Annotated in this window: 22 protein-coding genes; 2 read left to right on the top strand and 20 right to left on the bottom strand. The window is 73.1% G+C overall.

The window, feature by feature from the left end:
- Positions 1 to 13 precede the first annotated feature (13 nt).
- Complete coding sequence (locus tag ABZ318_RS05520; protein ID WP_356901191.1) at positions 14 to 1,627, top strand: NAD(P)/FAD-dependent oxidoreductase; 1,614 nt, start codon at positions 14 to 16, stop codon at positions 1,625 to 1,627.
- Positions 1,628 to 1,700: 73 nt separating this feature from the next.
- On the opposite strand, the gene ABZ318_RS05515 is transcribed toward ABZ318_RS05520, so the two are convergent.
- The 10 genes from ABZ318_RS05515 to hsaA (ABZ318_RS05470) all read right to left on the bottom strand — a co-directional run bounded on the left by ABZ318_RS05515 (position 1,701) and on the right by hsaA (ABZ318_RS05470) (position 11,613).
- Entirely contained in the window at positions 1,701 to 2,615 is a 915-nt protein-coding gene (locus ABZ318_RS05515) for an alpha/beta hydrolase (RefSeq protein WP_356901190.1), read from the bottom strand.
- Between the two features lie 28 nt (positions 2,616 to 2,643).
- The gene (locus tag ABZ318_RS05510; RefSeq protein ID WP_356901189.1) at positions 2,644 to 3,408 is read right to left on the bottom strand and encodes a glucose 1-dehydrogenase; all 765 of its coding nucleotides are present in this window, start codon (positions 3,406 to 3,408) and stop codon (positions 2,644 to 2,646) included.
- A complete protein-coding gene (locus ABZ318_RS05505) occupies positions 3,408 to 4,178 on the bottom strand; it encodes a glucose 1-dehydrogenase (RefSeq protein WP_356901188.1) in 771 nt (256 codons plus the stop codon). Before ABZ318_RS05505 ends, ABZ318_RS05510 begins: the two co-directional genes overlap by 1 nt.
- Positions 4,179 to 4,219: 41 nt before the next feature.
- Positions 4,220 to 5,899, bottom strand: a complete 1,680-nt coding sequence (locus tag ABZ318_RS05500) for an FAD-dependent oxidoreductase (protein ID WP_356901187.1) — start codon at positions 5,897 to 5,899, stop codon at positions 4,220 to 4,222.
- A gap of 80 nt (positions 5,900 to 5,979) precedes the next feature.
- The gene (locus ABZ318_RS05495; RefSeq protein WP_356901186.1) at positions 5,980 to 6,849 is read right to left on the bottom strand and encodes a MaoC/PaaZ C-terminal domain-containing protein; all 870 of its coding nucleotides are present in this window, start codon (positions 6,847 to 6,849) and stop codon (positions 5,980 to 5,982) included.
- Complete coding sequence (locus ABZ318_RS05490; protein ID WP_356901185.1) at positions 6,849 to 7,337, bottom strand: flavin reductase family protein; 489 nt, start codon at positions 7,335 to 7,337, stop codon at positions 6,849 to 6,851. The genes ABZ318_RS05495 and ABZ318_RS05490 overlap by 1 nt, the downstream gene beginning before the upstream one ends.
- Positions 7,325 to 8,218: a VOC family protein gene (locus tag ABZ318_RS05485; protein ID WP_356901184.1), complete on the bottom strand. Its 894-nt coding sequence runs from the start codon at positions 8,216 to 8,218 to the stop codon at positions 7,325 to 7,327. Before ABZ318_RS05485 ends, ABZ318_RS05490 begins: the two co-directional genes overlap by 13 nt.
- A 55-nt stretch (positions 8,219 to 8,273) precedes the next feature.
- A complete protein-coding gene (gene hsaD / locus ABZ318_RS05480) occupies positions 8,274 to 9,146 on the bottom strand; it encodes a 4,5:9,10-diseco-3-hydroxy-5,9,17-trioxoandrosta-1(10),2-diene-4-oate hydrolase (RefSeq protein WP_356901183.1) in 873 nt (290 codons plus the stop codon).
- Between the two features lie 12 nt (positions 9,147 to 9,158).
- Complete coding sequence (hsaA, locus tag ABZ318_RS05475; RefSeq protein WP_356901182.1) at positions 9,159 to 10,325, bottom strand: 3-hydroxy-9,10-secoandrosta-1,3,5(10)-triene-9,17-dione monooxygenase oxygenase subunit; 1,167 nt, start codon at positions 10,323 to 10,325, stop codon at positions 9,159 to 9,161.
- A gap of 118 nt (positions 10,326 to 10,443) precedes the next feature.
- Positions 10,444 to 11,613 (bottom strand): 3-hydroxy-9,10-secoandrosta-1,3,5(10)-triene-9,17-dione monooxygenase oxygenase subunit, encoded by a 1,170-nt coding sequence (gene hsaA / locus ABZ318_RS05470; protein WP_356901181.1) that lies wholly within the window; start codon positions 11,611 to 11,613, stop codon positions 10,444 to 10,446.
- A 181-nt stretch (positions 11,614 to 11,794) separates the two neighbouring features.
- Here hsaA (ABZ318_RS05470) and ABZ318_RS05465 point away from each other — a divergent pair, with 181 nt between their 5' ends.
- Positions 11,795 to 12,673: an IclR family transcriptional regulator gene (locus ABZ318_RS05465; protein ID WP_356901180.1), complete on the top strand. Its 879-nt coding sequence runs from the start codon at positions 11,795 to 11,797 to the stop codon at positions 12,671 to 12,673.
- On the opposite strand, the gene ABZ318_RS05460 is transcribed toward ABZ318_RS05465, so the two are convergent.
- From ABZ318_RS05460 to ABZ318_RS05415, 10 genes are all read right to left on the bottom strand, one after another.
- Entirely contained in the window at positions 12,657 to 13,097 is a 441-nt protein-coding gene (locus tag ABZ318_RS05460) for an SRPBCC family protein (RefSeq protein WP_356901179.1), read from the bottom strand. The two genes, ABZ318_RS05465 and ABZ318_RS05460, sit on opposite strands and share 17 nt — an antisense overlap.
- A 95-nt stretch (positions 13,098 to 13,192) precedes the next feature.
- Positions 13,193 to 13,969, bottom strand: a complete 777-nt coding sequence (locus ABZ318_RS05455; RefSeq protein ID WP_356901178.1) for an SDR family oxidoreductase — start codon at positions 13,967 to 13,969, stop codon at positions 13,193 to 13,195.
- Between the two features lie 13 nt (positions 13,970 to 13,982).
- Complete coding sequence (locus ABZ318_RS05450) at positions 13,983 to 15,029, bottom strand: ferredoxin--NADP reductase (RefSeq protein WP_356901177.1); 1,047 nt, start codon at positions 15,027 to 15,029, stop codon at positions 13,983 to 13,985.
- Complete coding sequence (locus ABZ318_RS05445) at positions 15,022 to 15,384, bottom strand: hypothetical protein (RefSeq protein WP_356901176.1); 363 nt, start codon at positions 15,382 to 15,384, stop codon at positions 15,022 to 15,024. The genes ABZ318_RS05450 and ABZ318_RS05445 overlap by 8 nt, the downstream gene beginning before the upstream one ends.
- Before the next feature lies 1 nt (position 15,385).
- Complete coding sequence (locus ABZ318_RS05440) at positions 15,386 to 16,540, bottom strand: Rieske 2Fe-2S domain-containing protein (RefSeq protein WP_356901175.1); 1,155 nt, start codon at positions 16,538 to 16,540, stop codon at positions 15,386 to 15,388.
- Between the two features lie 26 nt (positions 16,541 to 16,566).
- Positions 16,567 to 17,589 (bottom strand): 4-hydroxy-2-oxovalerate aldolase, encoded by a 1,023-nt coding sequence (dmpG, locus tag ABZ318_RS05435; protein ID WP_356901174.1) that lies wholly within the window; start codon positions 17,587 to 17,589, stop codon positions 16,567 to 16,569.
- A 12-nt stretch (positions 17,590 to 17,601) separates the two neighbouring features.
- A complete protein-coding gene (locus ABZ318_RS05430; RefSeq protein ID WP_356901173.1) occupies positions 17,602 to 18,513 on the bottom strand; it encodes an acetaldehyde dehydrogenase (acetylating) in 912 nt (303 codons plus the stop codon).
- A 7-nt stretch (positions 18,514 to 18,520) separates the two neighbouring features.
- Complete coding sequence (locus tag ABZ318_RS05425; RefSeq protein ID WP_356901172.1) at positions 18,521 to 19,303, bottom strand: 2-keto-4-pentenoate hydratase; 783 nt, start codon at positions 19,301 to 19,303, stop codon at positions 18,521 to 18,523.
- A gap of 178 nt (positions 19,304 to 19,481) precedes the next feature.
- Entirely contained in the window at positions 19,482 to 20,393 is a 912-nt protein-coding gene (locus tag ABZ318_RS05420; RefSeq protein ID WP_356901171.1) for an SDR family oxidoreductase, read from the bottom strand.
- Between the two features lie 28 nt (positions 20,394 to 20,421).
- Positions 20,422 to 21,198, bottom strand: coding sequence for an SDR family oxidoreductase (locus ABZ318_RS05415; protein ID WP_356901170.1), 777 nt, complete (start codon positions 21,196 to 21,198; stop codon positions 20,422 to 20,424).
- Positions 21,199 to 21,256 lie beyond the last annotated feature (58 nt).

Below are 21,256 nucleotides of genomic sequence, written 5' to 3'. Positions count from 1 at the left end.
GGAGAGTACGAACGTGAACGACAGCATCACCGAGTCCGTCGACGTGGTCGTCGTCGGAGCGGGCGTCACCGGTCTGTACGCCGTGCACAGGCTGCGCGGTCTCGGCCTCGGCGTGCGCGGCTTCGAGCGCGGGGACGACGTGGGCGGCGTCTGGTACTGGAACCGCTACCCCGGCGCCCGCTGCGACGTGGAGTCCGTGGACTACTCGTACTCCTTCGACGAGGATCTCCAGCAGGAGTGGGACTGGAGCGAGAAGTACGCCGCGCAGCCGGGGATCATCCGCTATCTGCGCCATGTCGCCGACCGCTTCGACCTGCGCCGCAGCTACACCTTCGCGACCTCGGTGACCTCCGCCGAGCTGGACGAGGAGACGCTGCGCTGGACGGTCCGCACGGACGGCGGCGAGGTGGTGTCGGCCCGGTACTGCGTGTTCGCCGTCGGCTGCCTCTCCAGCACGCACGTGCCGGACATCCCGGGGGCCGGGGACTTCGCCGGCGCCACGTACCACACCGGTGCCTGGCCGCACGAGGGCGTGGACTTCGACGGGCTGCGCGTCGGCGTGATCGGCACCGGCTCCTCCGGCATCCAGGCCATCCCCCTGATCGCCGAGCAGGCGGCGCACCTCACCGTCTTCCAGCGCAGCGCCAACTTCAGCATCCCGGCGGGCAACACGCCCCTGGACGAGGAGACGCGCCGCCGGCAGAAGGCCGGCTACGCCGAGCGGCGGCGGCTCTCGCGGCTCAGCGGCGGCGGTTCGCCCCACGCGGTGCACCCGTCGGCCACGTTCGCCGTCTCCCCCGAGGAGCGGCGGGCCGCGTTCGAGGAGCGCTGGGAGCTCGGCGGCGTCCTGTACTCCAAAACGTTCCCCGACCAGCTCACCGACCGCGCGGCGAACGACGAGGCGCGCGCCTTCTGGGAGGAGAAGGTCCGCGCGCTCGTCGACGACCCGGCCGTCGCGGACCTCCTCGTGCCGACGGACCATCCGATCGGCACCAAGCGGATCGTCACCGACTCGCACTACTACGAGACGTTCAACCGCGACGACGTGCGCCTCGTGAGCCTGCGGGAGAACGCGATCGAACGGATCGACCGCACCGGGATCGTGCTGGCCGACGGCAGCCGGGTGGAGCTGGACGCGATCGTGTTCGCGACCGGTTTCGACGCGATGACCGGGGCGATCGACCGGGTGGACGTCCGGGGGCGGGGCGGCCGGAGGCTGAAGGACGTGTGGAGCGGGGGCCCCCGCACCTATCTGGGCCTGGGCGTCGACGGCTTCCCGAACCTGTTCAACCTCACCGGGGCCGGCAGCCCGTCCGTCATGGCCAACGTCGTGCTCTGCGCCGAGCAGCACGTCGACTGGCTCGCCGACTGCCTGCGCCATCTGGACGAGCACGGCTACCGCGCGATCGAGGCGGGCGAGGAGGCCGTCGAGCAGTGGGTGGCGCAGTGCCGCGACCGGGCGGCGGCCACGCTGTTCCCGGCGGCGAACTCCTGGTACCTGGGGGCCAACATCCCCGGGAAGCCCCGGGTGTTCATGCCGTTCATCGGGGGCTTCGGGGTGTACGGGGAGATCATCGCGGACGTCGCGGCCTCGGGGTACAAGGGGTTCACGCTGATACGGGACTGATGCGAACCGATGCGTGAAAGCGCCCCGCCCCACCGGCCAGGTGGGGCGGGGCGCACGCGCGCGTACGTCCCGGTCAGCGCGGGGCGAGGGCCTCGCGCAGGGCGGCGAAGGCGGTCTCGCGGGCCTCGGCCGCCGCGGGCAGGGCGCCCGCCATGGAGAGGAAGCCGTGGAACATCCCGGCGTGGTGGCGGGCCTCCACGGGGACGCCCGCGGCGGTGAGGGCCTCCGCGTACGCCAGGCCGTCGTCCCGGAGGGGGTCGAAGCCGGCGGTGACCACCTGGGCCGGCGGCAGTCCGGACAGGTCGGCGCCCGCCAGCGGGGCCGCGTAGGGGCTGGTGCGGTGCGCCGGGGCCTGCAGATAGCCGTCCCAGTACCAGCGCAGGTGGTCGGCGGTGAGGAAGTAACCCTGGGCGTTCTCCCGGTGGGAGGGGCGGGAGCGGGTGGGATCGAGCATCGGGTAGTAGAGCGCCTGGCAGGCGATCTCGGGGCCGCCCCGGTCGCGGGAGAGCAGGGTCAGGACGGTGGCGAGGTTGGCGCCCGCGCTGTCCCCGGCGACGGCGATCCGCCGGCCCGGGTAGGCCTCCGCCGCCCACAGCAGGGCCGTGTAGGCGTCCTCGGGGGCGGCGGGGAAGGGGTGCTCGGGGGCGCGCCGGTAGTCGACGGAGACGACGATCGCCTCCGTGGCGCGGGCGAGGGAGCGGCAGAAGTGGTCGTGGCTGTCGAGGTCGCAGAGGACGAAGCCGCCCCCGTGACAGAAGACGATCACGGGGGCGGTCTCGTGGACGGCCGGGTCGTAGACGCGTACGGGCACGCCGTCGGCGTCCTCGTCCGTGACGCGGGCGACGGGCGGTGGCGGGACGTGCGGCTTGGGGCGGGCGGCGAAGAAGGCGCGCACCTCGGCGATGTCCGTCATCTCCGTCGCCAGCGGGGGGAAGCCGGCGGTGGCCAGGTCGATGACCGCCTGGACCTCGGGGTCGGGTCGGTTCACGCGTCGCTCCGTTCGGGGTCGGGTCGGTTCACGCGTTCGTCTCCTTCGGGGTGAGGGCGGGCATGCGGCCGGCCGACGCGCCGCCGTCCACCGCGAGTTCGGCGCCGGACAGGTAGGAGGAGTCGTCGGAGGCGAGGAAGGCGACGAGGCGGGCGACCTCCTCGGGCTCCCCCACCCGTCCGAGCGGGGCGGCCGGATGCTCCCTGGTGCCCAGGTGTGCGGTCATGGCGGTGGCGATGGCTCCGGGGTGGACGGAGTTGACCCGGATGCCGTCGGGGCCGAGCTCCAGGGCGGCCGTTCTGGTCAGGCCGCGCAGACCCCATTTCGCGGCTCCGTACGCGCCGTGTCCCCAGATGCCCTGGAGGCCGGCCTGCGAGGAGATGTTGACGATGGACCCGCCGCCGCTCTCCTTCATCGCTCCGGCGACGGCGCGGACGCCGAGGAACGGGCCGATCAGGTTGACGCGGAGGATCGCCTCCAGGCGGGCCGGGTCCTCCTCGGTGATGGGCGAGGTGGAGTAGATCGCGGCGTTGTTGACGAGGACGTCGAGCCGGCCGAAGGCGTCCAGGGCGGCGGCCACGGCGGTCGCCCAGGACCGCTCGTCGGTCACGTCGTGGCGTACGAAGCGGGCAGCGGCGCCGAGGGAGGCGGCGGTCGCCCCTCCCTCCCGTTCCAGGACGTCGGTGAGGACGACCTTCGCGCCGAGGGCGGCGAACAGGCGGGCCTCGGCCTCGCCCATGCCGCGTGCCGCGCCGGTGACCAGCGCGACCTTTCCTGTGAGGTCGACGGGCATCAGGGGTTCTCCTCGATCGGTCGGAGGGTCGGGCCGGTCGTCCAGCCGCCGTCGACGGCCAGTTCGGCGCCGGTGACGTACGAGGCGGCGTCCGAGAGCAGGAAGGCGACCGCCCGCGCGATCTCCTGGGGCTCGCCGACCCGCCCCATCGGCGTGTTCGGATACTTCCCCTCGCCACGCTCGATGCCCACGTGGGCGGTCATCGGGGTGTGGATCATGCCGGGGTGGACGGAATTGACGCGGATCCGGGCGGCGCCGAGCTCCACCGCGCCGAGCTTGGTGAGCCCGCGCACGCCCCACTTGGCCGCGCCGTAGCCGGCGGTCCTGGCCAGGCCCATGAGACCGGCGGCGGAGGAGACGTTGACGATCGAGCCGCCGCCGTTCTCCCGCATCGCCGGGATCACGGCCCGCATGCCGAGGAAGACCCCGGTGAGGTCGATGTCGACGACGCGCCGGAAGGCCTCGGCCGTCTGCTCCTCCAGGAGGTGGGAACCGCCCGAGATCCCCGCGTTGTTGACGAGGCCGTCCACCCGGCCGAACGTGGCGGCCGTGAAGTCGACGACCGCGCGCCAGTCGTCCTCGGAGGTGACGTCGTGGCGGACGAACCGGGCGTGACCGCCGAGCCGTTCCGCCGCGGCCCGCCCCTCCTCCTCCCGTACGTCGGTGAGGACGACCCGGGCGCCGGACTCGACGGCCACCCGGCCGGTCTCCGCGCCGATCCCCCGCGCCCCGCCGGTGATGATCACCGTTCTGCCCCGCAGGTCCGTCACCGGGCCCCTCGCCCCGCCCCGCGGGTCCGTCACCGGGCCGTTCACCGCGTCTCGGCGGAGCGCGTCCGGGCGATGTGGTCGGCCGCGAGCCAGCTGAAGGTCATGGCGGGGCCGATGGTCGCGCCGGGTCCCGGGTAGGTCTCGCCCATGACGGCGGACGAGACGTTGCCGGAGGCGTACAGGCCGTCGATGGGCGTGCCGTCCTCCCGCAGCACGCGGGCGGTGGCGTCGGTGACCAGGCCGCCCTTGGTGCCGATGTCGCCGGGGTGGACGGGGATCGCGAAGTAGGGGCCCTTCTCCAGCGGCGCCAGGTTGGGATTGGGCAGGGTGGGGTCGCCGTAGTAGCGGTCGTAGACGCTGTCGCCGCGGTGGAAGTCCTCGTCGCGGCCGGCGCGGGCGAAGCCGTTGAAGCGGTCCACGGTGGCCCGCAGCCGCTCCGGGGCGACGCCGATCCGGTCGGCCAGCTCCTCGACGGTCGCGGCCTTCTTGACGAAGCCGCTCTCCAGCCACGGCTTGGGGAACGCCTGGCCCGGGAAGAGGCCCATGAAGACGTAGCGGGCCTTGGCGGTGGCGTCGAGGATCAGCCAGGACGGCACGGTGGTCGCCCCGGGCCTGTCGTTGGCGTACATGGCGTCGACGAACTCGTGGTACGGGGCGGCCTCGTTGGCGTAGCGCTCCCCCGCCGCGTCGACGATCACCATGCCGGGGATGCCGCGGTCGGCGACGAGGAAGAACGGCTTCCCCTCGGGAGGCACCACCGACGGCGCGCCCCAGACCCGGTCCATCAGGTCGGTCGCGGCGCCGAGGGCCACGGCCGGTTCCAGGGCGTCGCCGGTCTGGCCGTCGGCCGCGCAGCTCCACTCGGTGGAGGTGGGCGCCGGCAGGTGCTTCTCGCGGAGCCGCTGGTCGTGGGAGAAGCCCCCGGAGGCGAGGACGACGCCGCCGGTCGCCCGGACGGTGAGCTCCCGGCCGTCCCTCGTGACCCGGACGCCGGTGACCCGGCCGTCCTCCTCGACGAGGCCGGTCAGCGGGGCGGAGAGCCACAGGTCCGCGCCGAGGGTGTCGAGCGAGTGCCGCATGCGGGCGATCAGCGCCTCGCCGAGGGAGAGCGGTTCCTTGCCGGTGAGCTTCGCCCCGACCGCCCGGGCGCCGACCTTGACGGCGGTGCGGCGGCCGGCCCAGGTGCGTCCCACCATGTTCAGCTGCCGGAAGTCCTTGGAGGTGATGGTGAGGCCGTAGGTGGGCAGGCCGGCGCGGCGCATGGTGGCGCGCTGTTCTGGGCCCAGCTTCCCGAAGTCGAAGATCTGCGGTTCGACGGAGCGGCCCTGCGGGTAGCCGCCGAGCCGCTCGGGGTAGTAGTCGGAGTAGCCGGGGGTGTAGACGAACCTCACGGCCGTGCGGTCGTGGAACTCCCGTATCATCCGCGGTCCGTGGGTGACGTAAGCGTCCTTGCGCTCGGCGGGGACCCGGTCGCCGACCGTGGCGTCCAGGTAGGCGCGGGCCTTCTCGGGTGTGTCGCCGAGGCCGGCGGCGTCCAGGTGGAAGTTGTTCGGGACCCAGATCGCGCCGCCGGACAGGGCGGTCGAGCCGCCGTAGACGTCGGTCTTCTCCACCACCAGGGCGGTCAGTCCGCGCAGTCGGGCGGTGATGGCCGCGGCCATGCCGGCGGCGCCGGAGCCGACGACCACCACGTCGTACGTGTGGTCCCATGTGTCGTTCATCGCGTTCTCCCGGGTCGTGTCGGAGAGGCAGGAGGTGGGTCGGCGGCCGGGGCGGGCCGTCCCCCGCCCCGGCCGCCGGGTCATCGCGCGGTGATCCGCGCGTCGGTGAGGACCGGCGCGTCCTCGCGGTCCGCGGCCGTGGCCGTCAGCCGGTAGCCGTCGGGGGTGTCCCAGACGCGCAGCCGCAGGGTCTCGCCGGGGAAGAAGACCCCGGCGAAGCGGGTGCGGCAGGCGGCGACCGCGCTCGCGTCGCCGCCGAGGAGGCGGTCGGTGACGGCCTTGACCGCCATCCCGAAGGTGCAGAGCCCGTGCAGGACGGGGCGGTCGTGGCCGGCCCGCCGGGCGGTGGCGGGGTCGGCGTGCAGCGGGTTCCAGTCGCCGGTGAGCCGGTAGAGCAGGGCCTGCTGACGGAGCGTCGGGATCTCGGCCGTCAGATCGGGCTCGCGGTCGGGGGCGGGGAGGCGCTCGGAGGGGCCTCGGTCGCCGCCGAAGCCGCCCTCCCCGTGGACGAAGATCTGGTTGCGCTGGGTGATCAGCGGCTCGCCGTCCTCGCCGAGGAGGGTGGACTCCTGGACGACGACGGCGGCCTTGCCCTTGTCGTGCACGGCCGCGGCGCGGGTGAACGCGGTCGCCCGGGCGGCGGTGGGCAGCGGGCGGTGCACGGTGATCTCCTGGCCGCCGTGCAGCACCTTCGCCAGGTCGATGTCGACGCCCGGCAGGTCGAAGACCTGGAAGCCGACGCCGCCGGTGCCTCCCGCGACGACCCCGAAGGTGGGCAGGACCTGGAGGCCCCGCTCGTGTCCTTCGTAGGTGTAGCGCAGTTCGCGCGGGTCGGTCTCGGGGACGCCGGCGCCGAGGGCGAGATGGTAGAGCCGTACGTCGCGCTCGTCCCACCGGACGTCGGTGCGCACCGGCGGCGCGGAGGTCGCCTTCTCGGCGTCGATCGGCATCAGAAGGCTCCCACGGCGTAGCGGCTGCGGAAGAACAGCAGCGGCCGGCCGTCCTCGCCGGCGTCGAGCGCCACCACCTGCGCGGTGACCAGGTGGTGGTCCCCGGCCTCGTAGACCGCGTCGAGTTCGCACTCCACGTGGGCGAGGGCTCCGTCGACGCGTACGGTGCCGTGCGCGCCGGCGCTCCAGGGCACTCCGGCGAACTTGTCGGGGCCGCTGCGACCGAGCGCGGCGCAGGTGTCCTGCTGGTCCTCGGCGAGGATGTTGACGCAGAAGCGGCCCGCGCGCTCGATCCTCGGCCAGCTGGTGGAGTTCCTGCCGACGGCCAGCATGACCAGCGGGGGGTCGAGGGAGAGGGAGGCGAAGGACTGGCAGGCGAAGCCGACGGGCTCCGCGCTGTCGGCGTCGAGCGTCGCCACCACCGTGATGCCGCTGGCGAAGCGGCCGAGCACGTCCCGGAACTCGGAGGGCGGGATCAGCCGTTCCACTGGTGGCCCCAGAAGCTGTCGGCGGTGATCTCCTTCGCGACCCAGGTGGCGGGGTCGACGACGAGGCCGTCCCAGCCGTACTCGACCTGGAAGCCGCCGGGGGCCTGGGCGTAGAAGGACACCATGCGGTCGTTGGTGTGGCGGCCGAGGCTGGACGCGATGGGGATGCCCGCGGCCTGCATGCGGTCGAGGCCGCGGCCCACGTCGTCGAGGGTCTCCAGCTCCACCATGAAGTGCACGATGCCGGGGGGCAGCGCGCCCGGGTAGAGACCGAGGCTGTGGTGGCGGCGGTTGGGGCTGAGGAAGTGCATCCAGTGGAAGTCCCGCTGCTCGGTGGCGGTCGGGACGGCCTGCGGCGGCAGCTTCATCGAGTCGCGCAGCTGGAAGCCGAGCAGGTTCTCGTAGAAGTCGAGCGCGGCCTCGACGTCCGGCACGGGGAGCACGACGTGGCCGAGGCCCAGGTCGCCGGTGACGAAGCGGTTGCCGTACGGGGTGCCGAGCGCGGTGTGGTCCTGTGCCTGGCCCCAGTAGATCTCCAGCGGGTTGCCGCCCGGGTCCGTCACGTGGATCAGGCCCTGGACGCGGCGCTCGGCGAGTTCGGCGGGGTCGGCGGCCTTGACGGCGACGCCGGCCGCCTCCAGCTCCTCGGCGGCGCGGGCGAGCGCGGCGGCGTTCGCCACCTCCCAGCCGGCCGCGAGGAGCCGGTCGCTCTCGCCCGCCTGGATGACGATGCGGTGGACGCGGTCGTCCAGGCGGAGGCAGAGGGTGTCCTTGGTGGTGCCGGATGCCTCCACCATGCCGAGGACGTCGAGCGCGTAGCGGCGCCACTCGTCCAGGGTGGTGGTCTCCAGGCGCAGGTAGCCGAGAGCACGGATGTCCATGGTGTGCACCTCTCCGGTGGAAGGTTCAGGAAGGTTCAGGAGGGTTCGGGAAGGTTCAGTGGGAGAAGAAGTCGACGGCGAGGCGGTTGAACTCGTCGGCCTGCTCGGTCTGGGCCCAGTGGCCGCAGTGCGGGAAGACGTGCAGGCGGGCGTCGGGGATGGTCTTGAGGGCGACCAGCGCGCCGTCGAGGGGGTTGACGCGGTCCTCGCGGCCCCAGGTGAGGAGCACCGGGTGGGTGATCCGGTGGGCCTCGCGCCAGAGCATCGTGTCCCCGACCCAGGCCGGGTTGCCGAACGAGGCCGCCATCCGGGCGCTGCCGAGCCGGGTGTCGGGGTCGGTGGCCGAGGCCCAGCGCTCCTCGACGAGCTCGTCGGTGACGATGGACTGGTCGTATGCCATCACACCGAGGAAGGCGCGCAGTTGGTCCTTGGTGGGCTCGGGCGAGGCGTTGAACTCGAAGAGGCGCTTGATGCCCTCGGTCGGGTCGGGGGCGAAGAGGTTGACGGAGACGCCGCCGGGGCCCATCAGGAGGAGCTTGCCGACCTTGTCCGGGTGGTTCAGGGCCATGCGGACGGCGGTGCCGCCGCCGAGGGAGTTGCCGATGAAGTGCGCCCGCCGGACGCCCAGTTCGTCCATCAGGGCGGCGACGGCGTCCGCGCTGTAGCTGAAGTAGTCCTTGTCGAGCTCCGGCTTGTCCGAGCGGCCGAAGCAGGGCTGGTCGACGAGCAGGGTGCGGAAGTGCTCGGCGAAGACGGGGAGGTTGCGGCCGAAGTTGCTCCACGCGGAGGCGCCCGGGCCGCCGCCGTGCAGCATGATCACGACGGGCGCCTCTGAGGCCCGGCCGGCGGGCGCGGCCTCGTGGTAGTGGAGGGTGAGCCCGGCCGCCTTGGCGGTGCGGGAGGTCGACTCGTAAGTGAGCTCTGCCATCGTCGGCGCCTCTCAGGCCATGGTGTCTTGGATGTCGATGCCGAGCGCGCTCTGTCCGTACATGACCAGGGCCCGCTCGGGGTCGTTGGCGGCGTGGCCGCGGCCGGTGTGGGCGTCGCGCCAGGCCCGCTGGACGAGACCGGGGCCGGTGCGCATGGCGCTGCCGCCGGAGTTCTCCATGAGCAGGTCGACCGCCGCGACGGAGCGTTCGGTGGCGAGGACCTGGTCGCGGCGGGTGCGGGTGCGCAGCTCCATCGGGATCTCCTCGCCGCGCTCGGCGAGGGCGTACATCTCGCCCATGTTGCGGGTCAGCTGCAGCCAGCTCGCGTCGATGTCGCCGGCGGCGCGGGCGATGCGGACCTGCGCGAAGGGGTCTTCGGCGACCTTCTGCCCGTACGAGACGCGGAACCGCTGCCGGGTGGCCTCGGCGTAGGACTCGAAGGCGCCCTCGGCGATGCCGACGATCGGGGTGGAGATGGTGGTGGTGAACACCCCGGCGTACGGCAGCCGGTACAGCGGCTCGGGGTTGACCTCGTGGCCGGGCACCTTCAGGGCGGTGACCGGGCCGAAGCTCAGGGCGCGGTGGTCGGGGACGAAGACGTCCTCGACGACGACGTCGTTGCTGCCGGTGCCGCGCAGGCCGACGGTGTCCCAGACGTCGTCGATCCGGTAGTCGGACCGGGGGATCAGGAAGGTGCGCATGTCGACCGGGTTGCCCTCGCCGTCGGTGACGAGGCAGCCGAGGAGCGCCCAGCGGGCGTGGTCGCAGCCGGAGGAGAAGTGCCACCGGCCGGAGAGCCGGAAGCCGCCGTCGACGGCGGCGGCCTTGCCGGTGGGGGCGTACGAGGAGGCGATGCGGGTCTTGGGGTCCTGCCCCCACACCTCCTGCTGGGCGCGGGAGTCGAACAGGGCGACGTGCCAGGGGTGGACGCCGACCACGGAGGCGACCCAGCCGGTCGAGCCGCACGCCTTGGCGATCTCCTTGACCGCCGTGTAGAAGACCACCGGGTCGGCCGCGCGGCCGCCGAAGGCCTTGGGCTGGAGCAGCTGGAAGAAGCCGGTGTCCTCCAGCTCCTTGACGGAGGTGTCGGGCACGCGTCGCAGCGTCTCGGCCTCGGCCGCGCGGTCGCGCAGGGCGGGAGCGAGGTCACGGATCGCTGCCAGGACGTCATCGGCCATGGGGCATCCCCTTTCGGGTCGTGGTGGGGGAATGCCAGGACCGTACGGCGTGCCGTACGGCGGGGAAATGCGCTGCTCCCACTGAGCGGGAACCCTTGCGCGGGAGGGTCCCGGCGGGTCAGAGCATGGGGTCGTGGACGTCCATGCCGAGGGCGTCCTGGGCGTAGAGGACCAGGGCCCGCTCCACGTCGTTGGCCGCCTGGCCGCGGCCGGTGTGCAGGTCGCGCCAGGCCCTCTGCAGGACGTCGTCGCCCGTGCGCAGCGGCCCGCGGCCGGCGTTCTCCATGAGCAGGTCCACGGCGGTGATGGCGCGTTCGGTGGCGAGCGCCTGGTCGCGGCGGGTGCGGGCGCGCAGCTCCCTCGGGATCTCCGCCCCGCCGCGCACGACCGCGTACAGCTCCGCCATGTTGCGGGCGAGCTGCAGCCGGGCGGCGTCGATCTCGCCGGCGGCGCGGGCGATGCGCACCTGGGCGAAGGGGTCCTCGGCGGCCCGCCGGCCGGGCGCGGCCCGGAGGCGCTCGCGGGCGGCGGTGAGGTGGTCCTCGTGGGCGCCTTCGGCGATGCCGACCATGGCGGTGGAGATGGCGGTGGTGAAGACGGCCGCGTACGGCAGCCGGTACAGGGGTTCGGGGTGGACGTCGTGCCCGGGGCAGCGCAGCACGGTCACCGGGCCGTAGCCGAGCGCCCGGTGGGCGGGGACGAAGGCGTCCTCGACGAGGATGTCGTTGCTGCCGCTGCCGCGCAGCCCGACCGTGTCCCACACGTCGTCGACGCGGTAGTCGACGCTCGGCACCAGGAAGGTCAGCATGTCGACCGGGCGGCCGTCGCCGTCGGTGACGAGGCCGCCGAGCAGCGCCCAGCGGGCGTGGTCGCACCCGGCGGAGAAGTGCCACCGGCCGGAGAGCCGGAAGCCGCCGTCGACGGCGGTGACCTTCCCGGTGGGGGCGTGGGAGGAGCAGATCCGGGTGGTTTCGTCCGCGCCCCAGACCTCCTCCTGTGCCCGGGGGTCGAACTGGGCCACGTACCAGGGGTGGACGCCGAGGACCGACGCCGCCCAGCCGGTCGAGCCGCAGGCCTTGGCGATCTCGTGCACGGCGGCGTAGAAGACGGCGGGGTCGGCGGCGAGCCCGCCGTACGCCCCGGGCCGCAGCAGCCGGAAGAAGCCGGCGGCCTCCAGTGCCTCGACGGAGGCGTCGGGCACCCGGCGCAGGGCCTCCGCCTCGGCCGCGCGCTCGCGCAGGGCGGGGGCGAGGGCGCGGACCGCCGCGAGGACGTCGTCGTCGCGCATGGGCGCCCCTCCCGGATTCCGGTCCGTCGTGCCGTGACGATAGGGAACCTACGCGTTACTGTTCCGAGACGGAACTCCCCCTTCCCAGCGCCCGTCATCCTCTGGCAATCTCCACGCAATACCGGAGATTACGGACCCAGCCACGGGCCGTTCGGCTGTGCTGTCCGTGTGGGAGGTGTCGATGACGACCAGTGCTGTCGAGCCTGTCGAGGCCGGGATGCCGCCTCTGTCCCTGCTGGAGAAGGCGGCGAAGGTGCTGAGCGCCTTCGAGAGCGCGGGGCCCCGGCTCACCCTCACCGAGGTCGTGCAGCGTTCGGGCATCCGCCGCTCCTCCGCGCACCGCATCCTCGACCAGCTGGTGCAGCTGCGCTGGCTGGAGCGCGAGGGCCGCGACTACCGGCTCGGCATGGGAATGCTGGAGCTCGGCGCCATGGCCTCGCACCACAACCGGCTCCGCCGGGCGGCACTGCCCCATCTGCACGCGCTGCACGAGTCCACCGGCCATCTGGTGCACCTGACGGTGCTCGACGGCTCCGAGGTGGTCTATCTGGAGCGCATCGGCGGTTCGGACGACTCCGTCGTGCCCTCGCGCACGGGCGGTCGGCAGCCGGCGTACTGCACGGCCTCGGGCAAGGCGATCCTGGCCTTCGGGGACGGGGCGCCGGTGGAGCAGGTGATCCGGGACGGGCTGCGGGCACGTACCCCGCGCACCATCACCCGCCCGGAGTCCTTCCGCCGTGAGCTGGCGATGACGCGGGAGCGCGGTGTGGCCTTCGACCACGAGGAGGGGTACCGGGGGGTGTTCTGCGTGGCCGCCCCGCTGCGCGGCGCCGGCCGGGCCGTCGCCGCGATCTCGGTGAGCGGCCACGGCGTCCACCGGGAGATGGAGCGGCTGGCCCCGGCCGTGCGCGGCTGCGCGCGGTCGGTGTGGCAGTCGATGTTCGGCCCGGGGCGGCAGCCGGAGAAGCGGGCTCAGCCGGTCGGCGCGGGGCCCGTGGGGCTCCCGCAGCCCTCGATGGACAACATGATGGCCTGGCTGCGCTTCAGCGACTGGATGTGAAGCGCGCCCGCAGGGCGGCGAGTCCGGTGCCGTACGTGCCGTCCCCGAAGACCGACTCCACCCGGGGCACGACGTCGTCCGTGCTCCGGTAGGCGGCTGACCACCGGACCTCGGCACCGTCGGGGTGCGGACGCACGGCGAGCGTCGCCACGTAGTCGTGGACCGGGAGCATGACGGGGTCGAGGAGGGTGTAGCGGTACGAGCGGGCGGCCGCGTCACGGTCGAGCAGGCGCTCCCGAGCGACGGCCTCGCCGTCGACGGCGAAGACCCTGACGGTCCCGGGGACGGCGGGGTCGCCCTCCAGGGTGGACGGCGGCACGTGGGGATGCCAGTCGGCGAGGGCGCCGAAGTCGCCGATGACGGCCCACACGGCGTCGGGGGTGGCCGGGACGACGGCGGAGCGTTCGAGCGTACGGGGGTTCACGGGCGTCTCCTCGTTGCGGGCACGAATACGGGTACGGGTGTACGACCAGGGGCACCCGTACGGGTGCCCCTGCGGCTTCGGATGGTCCGGTGTCCTCACCAGACGCGGTCGCCGCGCAGGACCGCGTCGGCGCCCCCGTCGGCGAAGACGACCTGCCCGGTCACGAGGGCGTTCTCGGGCGAGGCCAGCCATGCGATGAGCGGGGCGATCTGCTCGGGGCGGGCATGGCCGTGCAGCGGCATCGGCACGCTCCGCTCGACGAGCCCCCGCATCTCGGGGTCGTCGAGCAGCGGCCGGGTCAGGGGCGTGACGACCACGCCGGGGGCCACGGCGTTGAGCGGGACGCCGTCGCCTGCCCATGCCCCGGTGGGGGCGGCGCGCCGGACCCAGCGGGAGATCGCCGCCTTGGACGAGGAGTAGACGAGGTGTCCCTCGCCCCGGTCGACGGCCGTCCGTGAGGCGGCCACCGCGGCCTCCTCGTCCCCGGCGAGCGCGGCGTCCACGATCGCGGGGTCGACCGGGTGGACGGAGTCGATGGATCCGACGACCACGGCCCGGGGATCGGTGCCGGCCACGAGCAGCGGACGCAGTCCGTCGAGCGTGGCCACGGCACCGAAGTGGTTGACCCTGACGGTGAGGGGGTCGAAGCGGGCGACGCCCGCGCAGGAGACGACGGCGTCGAGACGGCCGCCGGTCAGCTCGCGGGCCCGGGCGACGAGTTCGGCCCGGCCCTCGGCGGTGGACAGGTCGGCGTGGATGTCGCCGTCGGCGAGGTCGGCGCCGATGACGGTGTGGCCGCGCTGCCGCAGGAGGTCGGCGGTGGCCTTGCCGATGCCGGAGGCGGCTCCGGTGACCAGGCAGGTTCGGGACATGGCGGTCTCCTCGTCAGGAGTAGGTGATCTCGACCCGGTCGGTGAGGGGGAGGGCCTGGCAGGCCAGGACGTACCCCTCGGCGATGTCCTGGTCGTCCAGGACGTCGTTGCGGAGCATCTTGACCTCGCCGGTCACGACACGGCAGGTGCAGGCGCTGCAGGCGCCCTCCCGGCAGGAGTACGGGGCGTCCACGCCCGCGGCGAGGAGCACGTCGAGCAGGGGCGCCGTCGGCGGCCAGGCGACCGTGTGCGTCTCGCCGTCGAGCTCGACCTCGGCGGTCGCGCCGCCCTCGGCCGCCGTGTCCCGCGGCACCTCAGGGGTGTCGAAGACGTCCGCGCCGAGGGAGAAGAACCGCTCCCGGTGGATGCGCTCGCCGGGCGCGCCGAGCGTGCGCAGGGCCTGCTCGACGGCGTCCATGAGCGGCTGCGGGCCGCAGACGAAGGCCTCGCGGCCGGCGTACGGCGCGAGCGCGGCGGCCAGCAGTTCCACGGCGGGCAGGCCCTGGAGGGACTCCAACCAGTGGAGCACGAGCAGCCGGTCCGGGTGGTCCTCGGTCAGCTCCCGCAGCTCGTCGCGGAAGACGACCGAGGACTCGTCGCGGTTGGCGTACAGCAGCACCACCCGGCCCCGGCCGGCGACCAGGGCCGACTTGGCGATCGACAGGACCGGGGTGATGCCGCTGCCTCCGGCGACGAGCAGCAGGTCGTCGTCGAGGGAGTCCGGGGTGAAGGTGCCGGCCGGGGGCAGCACCTCCAGCTCGTCCCCGGCCGCCAGGCGGTCGCAGACCCAGTTGGAGCCGTACCCGTCGGCGACCCGTTTGACGGTGATCTTCAGGGGCTCGCCGGTGTGGGGCGAGCTGGCGAGGGAGTAGCAGCGGGCGGCCGGCCTCCCGTCGGCGCCGGGCAGCTTCAGGGTGAGGAACTGCCCGGGGCGGTACGCGAAGCGGTCCGCGCTCTCCGCCGGTGCCTGGAGCACCAGGGAGTGCGCGTCGGCCGTCTCGGCGATGACCTCGACGACGCGCAGCCGGTGGGTGCGGGCCCCGGTCGTGGGCTCAGACATCGACGGCCTCCGGGGCGCCGATGCCCGGGGTGCCGGCCTCCGAGGCGCTGGCCTCGGAGGTTCCGGCTTCCGGGGCGCCGGGCTCGGAGGTTCCGGACTCCAGGGCGCCGGACTCCGAAGCATCCGGCTCCGGGGAGCCGACCGTCAGGGTTCCGTCCTCGACCGCGCGGTCGATGCTCGCCCGCAGGGCCCGGCAGGTCCGCATCCGGGCGGTGGTCACGCCCGGGCGCACCCGGTCGCGGAACTCCGCGCAGGCGACGGCCGCGTCGGCCGTCCACTGCACGGAGGTGTGGGCGACGCTGAACTTCTCGCACAGGACCTGGTTGCCGCAGGCCGCGCACTCCACCGCTCGCATGTCAGGCTCCGCTTTCCGTCTCCGCCGCGCGGCGCGCGAGGTTCTCCTCGACCTCGGCGCGCCAGGCCGTGTTGGCGCGCTGGGTGTCGATCTCGAACTCGAAGCGGCGGGTCATCTCGTCCTTGACGTCGGCGACGTCGACGTAGAACTGCTCGTACCAGCGGCGGAGTTGGTAGACGGGGCCGTCCTCCTCGGTGAGCAGGGGGTTGTCGATCCGGGTCTTGTTCCGCCAGATCTCGACGTCCTGCTCGAAGCCGACGGTGGCGCCCTCGGCGGTGAGCCTTGCGGCCTCCGTGGCCTGCTCGTCCGTCATCCCGGGCAGGCGCTTCACGATCGCTCCGTACTGGAGCAGGAAGCTGTTCGCGTCGATCGGGTAGTGGCAGTTGATCAGGACGATCTCCATCTCCGTGCCGCCGCCGACGTCGCTGTAGAGGTGGTCGATCATGTAGGAGGGGCCGTAGTAGGAGGCGTCGGAGCGCAGGCGGCCGGAGCTGAGGGTGCCCAGTTCCATGTCCCCTCGGGGGCTGCTCTCCATGTACTGCGTGGCGACGTGGCCGTCGAAGACGTTCTTGAAGTACTCGGGGAAGGCGTAGTGGACGTAGTAGAAGTGCGCCATGTCCACGGCGTTGTCCACGATCTCGCGGCAGTTGGCGCCCTCGACCCGGAGGGTCTTCCAGGTCCAGTCGCTCCACTGGTCGGCGTCCGGGCCGTGGATGCCCGCGATCTCGGGGACGGTCACCTCGGGGGGCGGCGGGTTGCCCTCCGGGTCGTTCCAGACGAAGAGCTGCCTGTTCCGCTCCAGGGAGGTCCAGGACCGGGTCCTGGCGCGCGGGGGGACCCGGCGGGCGTACGGGATGCCGGCGCAGCGGCCGTCGCCCGACCAGCGCCAGTCGTGGAAGGGGCAGGCGACGGCGTCGCCCTTGACGCTGCCCTGGGCGAGGTTGCCGCCCATGTGCGGGCAGTAGGCGTTCAGGACGTGCAACCGTCCGTCGTCCTGCCCCTGGAAGACCACCAGCTTGGTGCCGAAGGCCTCGATCTCGTGCGGCTTTCCGTCCTTGAAGGCTTCGGCGAGGCCGAGGCAGTGCCAGCCGCGGGCGAACCGCGTCGGCGGCCTGCCCGCGTCGATGACCCGGACCTCGTCGTTGAGAGCAGTCATCTCGTCCCTCCTGATGTTCCGTCGGTTCACTTCTGTGCGGCGAGTTCGACGGCGATGTCGATGAGCTGGTCCTCCTGGCCGCCGACCAGGCGGCGCTCGCCGGCGCGCAGGAGGATCTCGGCGCCGGAGACGCCGTAGCGCTCGGCCTGCCGGTAGGCGTGCTTGAGGAAGCTGGAGTAGACGCCGGCGTGGCCCATCAGGAGGGCGAGCCGGTCGAGTCGGCACTCGTCGTCCATGACGGGGCGGACCACGTCCTCGGCCGCGTCGATGATCTTCAGTACGTCGACGCCGGTACGGATGCCCATCTTGGCGCAGACGGCGACCAGGGCCTCGACGGCGGTGTTACCCGCGCCGGCGCCGAGCCGGCGGGTGGAGCCGTCGATCTGCAGGGCTCCTGCCTTGATCGCGGCGATGGAGTTGCCGGTGCCGAGGGCCAGGTTCTCGTGGCCGTGGAAGCCGACCTGGGCGTCGTCGCCGAGCTCGGATACCAGGGCCTCGACCCGGGCGGTGACGTCGTCCATGACCATGGCGCCGGCCGAGTCGACGACGTACACGCACTGGCAGCCCGCGTCGGCCATGATCCTGCCCTGCCGGGCCAGCTTCTCGGGGGTCGTGGAGTGGGCCATCATCAGGAAGCCGACGGTCTCCAGCCCCATCTCCCGGGCGAGTCCGAAGTGCTGGTCCGCGATGTCGGCCTCGGTGCAGTGGGTGGCGATGCGGCAGATGCCCGCGCCGTTGCCGTGGGCGGCCCGGATGTCGTCCTTGACGCCGAGTCCGGGGAGCATGAGGAAGGCGATCCTGGCCCGTCGCGCGGTCTCCACGGCGACCTTGATCAGCTCCTGCTCGGGGGTCCTGGAGAAGCCGTAGTTGAAGGAGGATCCGCCGAGTCCGTCGCCGTGCGTCACCTCGATCACGGGGACGCCGGCGTCGTCGAGGGCGGCGACGATCGACCGTACGTCCTCTGCGGTGAACTGGTGGCGCTTGGCGTGCGAGCCGTCGCGCAGCGAGGAGTCGGTGATCCGGATGTCGAGGGTGTCCGAGTAGGGCATGCGATGTGCTCCTTACGCGCCCGGGGCGAGGAGCGCCTTGGCGAACTCCTCGCCGACCTTGGTGGCGGCGGCGGTCATGATGTCGAGGTTTCCGGCGTAGGGCGGCAGGTAGTCGCCGGCGCCCTCCACCTCCAGGAAGATCGCGACGCGTGCCGTCCCGCCGTTCTCGGGGCTGGGGTCGTCGAACTGCGGCTCGGCGCGCAGCCGGTAGCCGGGGACGTACGAGGCGACCTGCTCGGCGATCTCCTTGACGGAGAGGGTGATGGCGTCCTGGTCGGCGTCCTCGGGGATGGCGCAGAAGACGGTGTCGCGCATGATCACCGGCGGCTCGGCGGGGTTGAGGATGATGATGGCCTTGCCGCGTCCGGCGCCGCCGATGGTCTCGATGCCGCGTGAGGTGGTGCGGGTGAACTCGTCGATGTTCGCGCGGGTTCCGGGACCGGCCGAGACGGAGGCGACGGAGGCCACGATCTCCGCGTAGGCGACGGGGACGACGCGGGAGACGGCGTACACCATGGGAATGGTGGCCTGTCCGCCGCAGGTGATCATGTTGACGTTGGGCCGGTCGAGGTGCTCGTGGAGATTGGCGGGCGGTACGACGGCGGGGCCGACGGCCGCCGGGGTCAGGTCGACCGCCTTGATGCCGAGCTCCGCGTAGCGCGGGGCGTTGGCCCGGTGGACGGAGGCGCTGGTGGCCTCGAAGACGATGTCGGGCCTCTCGTCCTGGGCGAGCAGCCGGTCGACGCCTTCGTGGCTGGCCTCCAGGCCGGCGCGGGCGGCGCGGGCGAGGCCCTCGCTGTCGGGGTCGACGCCGATCATCCAGCGGGGTTCGACGTGCTCGGAGCGCAGCAGCTTGTACAGCAGGTCGGTGCCGATGTTGCCGGAACCGACGATGGCGGCGGTCGCCTTCGTCTTGATGGTCATGATCACCTCAGATGAACGAGAGGGAGACGGAGCCGAGGCCGGTGAACTCGGCGGTGAAGGTCGCCCCGGCCGCCACGTCGACGGCCCGGGTGCAGGAACCGGGCAGCACCACGTGCCCCTTCTTCAGCGGCACTCCGAAGCGGGCGACGGTACGGGCGAGCCAGGCGACGGAGCGGGTCGGGTCACCGAGCACGGCGTCGCTGCGGCCCTCGGCGAGGAGCTCGCCGCCGCTGCTCAACCGGGCGTCGATGGAGGTGAGGTCGAGCTCGCGGGGGTCCCGGCCCTCCCCGATGACGTATCCGGCGGAGGAGGCGTTGTCCGCGATGGTGTCGGCGATGGTGATCCGCCAGTCCCGGATCCTGCTGTCGATCAGCTCCAGGGCGGGCACGACGCGTTCGGTGGCAGCGAGGACGTCCGCCGGGGTGCAGGTCTCGCCCGGCAGGTCGTCGCCGAGGACGAAGCCGACCTCGACCTCGACGCGGGGGTGACAGTAGCGGGCGACGGGAACGGGGTCGTGGGGCCGCAGCTCCATGTCGTGGAGCAGATGACCGTAGTCCGGCTCGTCGACGCCCATCATCCGCTGCATGACCGGCGAGGACAGGCCGACCTTGTGACCGCGCACCTCCGCGCCGGCCGCGAGGCGGTGGCGGATGTTGACGAGCTGGATCTCGTACGCGTCCTCGGTGCCGATGCCGGGGAACGCCTCCGTCAGCGGGGCGATCGGCGTGACACCGTGTTCGGCGGAGCGGAGCAGCTCGGCCGCCTCGTGTCTCTGGCGGTCCGTGAGCATGGCGGGTCCCTCCTGCGGGGGCGGTTGGGGCTGTGCGGGGAGGCTAGGCCGGGGCCGTCGCCGCCGGGGAGCGCCAGTTCCCGGTGAGCGGGAAAGCAGGTGGGCCCCTTGCCGGGGCAGGACCGGGGAGCCCTGGCACGCACCCTCGGTGCGGGCGCGTGCCGGGCCGGCGGGGCGGTCAGCGGGTGCCGTAGACCGGGTGCGGTGGTTCCGAGGCCGCGAGGAGCTTCAGGGCCGTCTCGCCCGCCTCCGTCGGGGTCCAGCGGGCGCCCTTGTCGGCCGTCGGGCCGGGGCGCCAGCCCTCCATGACCGTGATCCGGCCCGCCTCGGCCTCGAAGACGCGCCCCGTCACCCCGGCCGAGGCCGCGGAGCCGAGCCAGACGACGAGGGGGGAGACGTTCTCCGGGGCCATCGCGTCGAAGGCCGCCCCTTCGGGCGCGGCCATCGTCTCCGCGAACGTCTGCTCGGTCATCCGGGTCCGGGCCGCCGGGGCGATCGCGTTGATCTGCACCCCGTACCGGCCCATCTCGGCCGCGGCGACGAGGGTGAGGCCGACGATCCCGGCCTTGGCGGCGGCGTAGTTGCCCTGGCCGACGCTGCCGAGCAGGCCCGCGCCGGAGCTGGTGTTGATGACGCGGGCGACGGGCTGCCGTCCGGCCTTGGCCTCGGCCCGCCAGTGCGCGGCGGCGTGCTTGAGCGGCAGGAAGTGGCCCTTGAGGTGGACGCGCATGACGGCGTCCCAGTCGTCCTCGTCGAGGTTGACCAGCATGCGGTCGCGCAGGAAGCCGGCGTTGTTGACGAGGGTGTCGAGGCGGCCGAACGCGTCGAGCGCGGTGGCGACGAGGGAGGCGGCGCCGTCGCTGGTGGCGATGTCGCCGCCGTGGGCGACCGCCTCACCGCCGGAGGCCGTGATCTCGTCGACGACCTGCTGGGCGGGCCCCGTGCCGCCTCCGGTGCCGTCGAGGCCGACGCCGAGGTCGTTGACGACGACCTTGGCGCCTTCGGCGGCGAAGGCGAGCGCGTGCGCGCGGCCGAGGCCGCGGCCGGCGCCGGTGACGACGACGACGCGGTCGTTGCACAGTCCTGTCATGGTGGGTGCCTTTCGGTGAGTGGGTCGTTCAGTGGTTGACCGTTGCGGCGTCCAGGAAGGCCGGGCGTTCGCCGCCCCCGTGGACGAGCAGGCTGGCGCCGGTGATGTACGCGGCGCGGTCGGAGGCCAGGAAGACGCACGCGTCGCCGATGTCGGCGGGTTCGGCGAGCCGGCCGAGCGGCACGGTGCGGCCGACGGAGGCGATGCCGTCCTCGTCCCCGTAGTGCAGGTGGGACAGTTCGGTGCGCACCATGCCGGGGACGAGCGTGTTGACCCGGACCAGCGGCGCCCATTCCACCGCCATGGACCGGGCGAGGTTGTCGAGGCCCGCCTTGGCGGCTCCGTAGGCCGCGCTGCCCGGTGAGGGGCGGGTGCCGCTGACGCTGCCGATCATGACGACGGCCCCTCCCCCGGGCTGGTGGCGCATCACCTCGTACGCGGCGAGGGAGGCGGTCAGGGGGGCGACGAGGTTCAGTTCGACGACCCGGGCCTGTTGCTCGGCTCCCCCGTCGCCGAGCATCCGGAAGGGTGTTCCTCCGGCATTGTTGACGAGGAGGTCCAGCCTTCCGTGGTCGCCGCGCACCCGGTCGAAGAAGGCCGTGACGGCGGCCGGGTCGCGCAGGTCGAGGGGGAGGAAGCGGGCCGTGCGGCCGGCCGCTTCGACGGGCTCGTCGGGGGCCCGTCGCGCGCAGGTCACGACCTCCGCGCCGGCTTCGAGCAGGGCTCTGGCGATTCCGGCGCCGACGCCCCGCGTGCCGCCGGTGACGACGGCGACGGTTCCCGACAGATCGATGGTGACTGGCAAGGGACACCTCCCGCAGCGTGCGAACCGCTGCTATCTTCCACCTAACAAACGTTTGGTG

It is taken from the genome of Streptomyces sp. NPDC006197, assembly GCF_040613865.1.
Taxonomy (GTDB): domain Bacteria; phylum Actinomycetota; class Actinomycetes; order Streptomycetales; family Streptomycetaceae; genus Streptomyces.
This window is presented reverse-complemented; position numbering and strand designations above follow the sequence as displayed.

Bases quoted from the DNA above. Each gene is read 5' to 3' on its own strand.
- ABZ318_RS05510 (WP_356901189.1), bottom strand. From the start codon at position 3,408: ATGCCCGTCGACCTCACAGGAAAGGTCGCGCTGGTCACCGGCGCGGCA.
- ABZ318_RS05500 (WP_356901187.1), bottom strand. From the start codon at position 5,899: ATGAACGACACATGGGACCACACGTACGACGTGGTGGTCGTCGGCTCC.
- ABZ318_RS05495 (WP_356901186.1), bottom strand. From the start codon at position 6,849: ATGCCGATCGACGCCGAGAAGGCGACCTCCGCGCCGCCGGTGCGCACC.
- ABZ318_RS05485 (WP_356901184.1), bottom strand. From the start codon at position 8,218: ATGGACATCCGTGCTCTCGGCTACCTGCGCCTGGAGACCACCACCCTG.
- hsaD (WP_356901183.1), bottom strand. From the start codon at position 9,146: ATGGCAGAGCTCACTTACGAGTCGACCTCCCGCACCGCCAAGGCGGCC.
- hsaA (WP_356901182.1), bottom strand. From the start codon at position 10,325: ATGGCCGATGACGTCCTGGCAGCGATCCGTGACCTCGCTCCCGCCCTG.
- hsaA (WP_356901181.1), bottom strand. From the start codon at position 11,613: ATGCGCGACGACGACGTCCTCGCGGCGGTCCGCGCCCTCGCCCCCGCC.
- ABZ318_RS05465 (WP_356901180.1), top strand. From the start codon at position 11,795: ATGACGACCAGTGCTGTCGAGCCTGTCGAGGCCGGGATGCCGCCTCTG.
- ABZ318_RS05455 (WP_356901178.1), bottom strand. From the start codon at position 13,969: ATGTCCCGAACCTGCCTGGTCACCGGAGCCGCCTCCGGCATCGGCAAG.
- ABZ318_RS05450 (WP_356901177.1), bottom strand. From the start codon at position 15,029: ATGTCTGAGCCCACGACCGGGGCCCGCACCCACCGGCTGCGCGTCGTC.
- ABZ318_RS05445 (WP_356901176.1), bottom strand. From the start codon at position 15,384: ATGCGAGCGGTGGAGTGCGCGGCCTGCGGCAACCAGGTCCTGTGCGAG.
- ABZ318_RS05440 (WP_356901175.1), bottom strand. From the start codon at position 16,540: ATGACTGCTCTCAACGACGAGGTCCGGGTCATCGACGCGGGCAGGCCG.
- dmpG (WP_356901174.1), bottom strand. From the start codon at position 17,589: ATGCCCTACTCGGACACCCTCGACATCCGGATCACCGACTCCTCGCTG.
- ABZ318_RS05430 (WP_356901173.1), bottom strand. From the start codon at position 18,513: ATGACCATCAAGACGAAGGCGACCGCCGCCATCGTCGGTTCCGGCAAC.
- ABZ318_RS05425 (WP_356901172.1), bottom strand. From the start codon at position 19,303: ATGCTCACGGACCGCCAGAGACACGAGGCGGCCGAGCTGCTCCGCTCC.
- ABZ318_RS05420 (WP_356901171.1), bottom strand. From the start codon at position 20,393: ATGACAGGACTGTGCAACGACCGCGTCGTCGTCGTCACCGGCGCCGGC.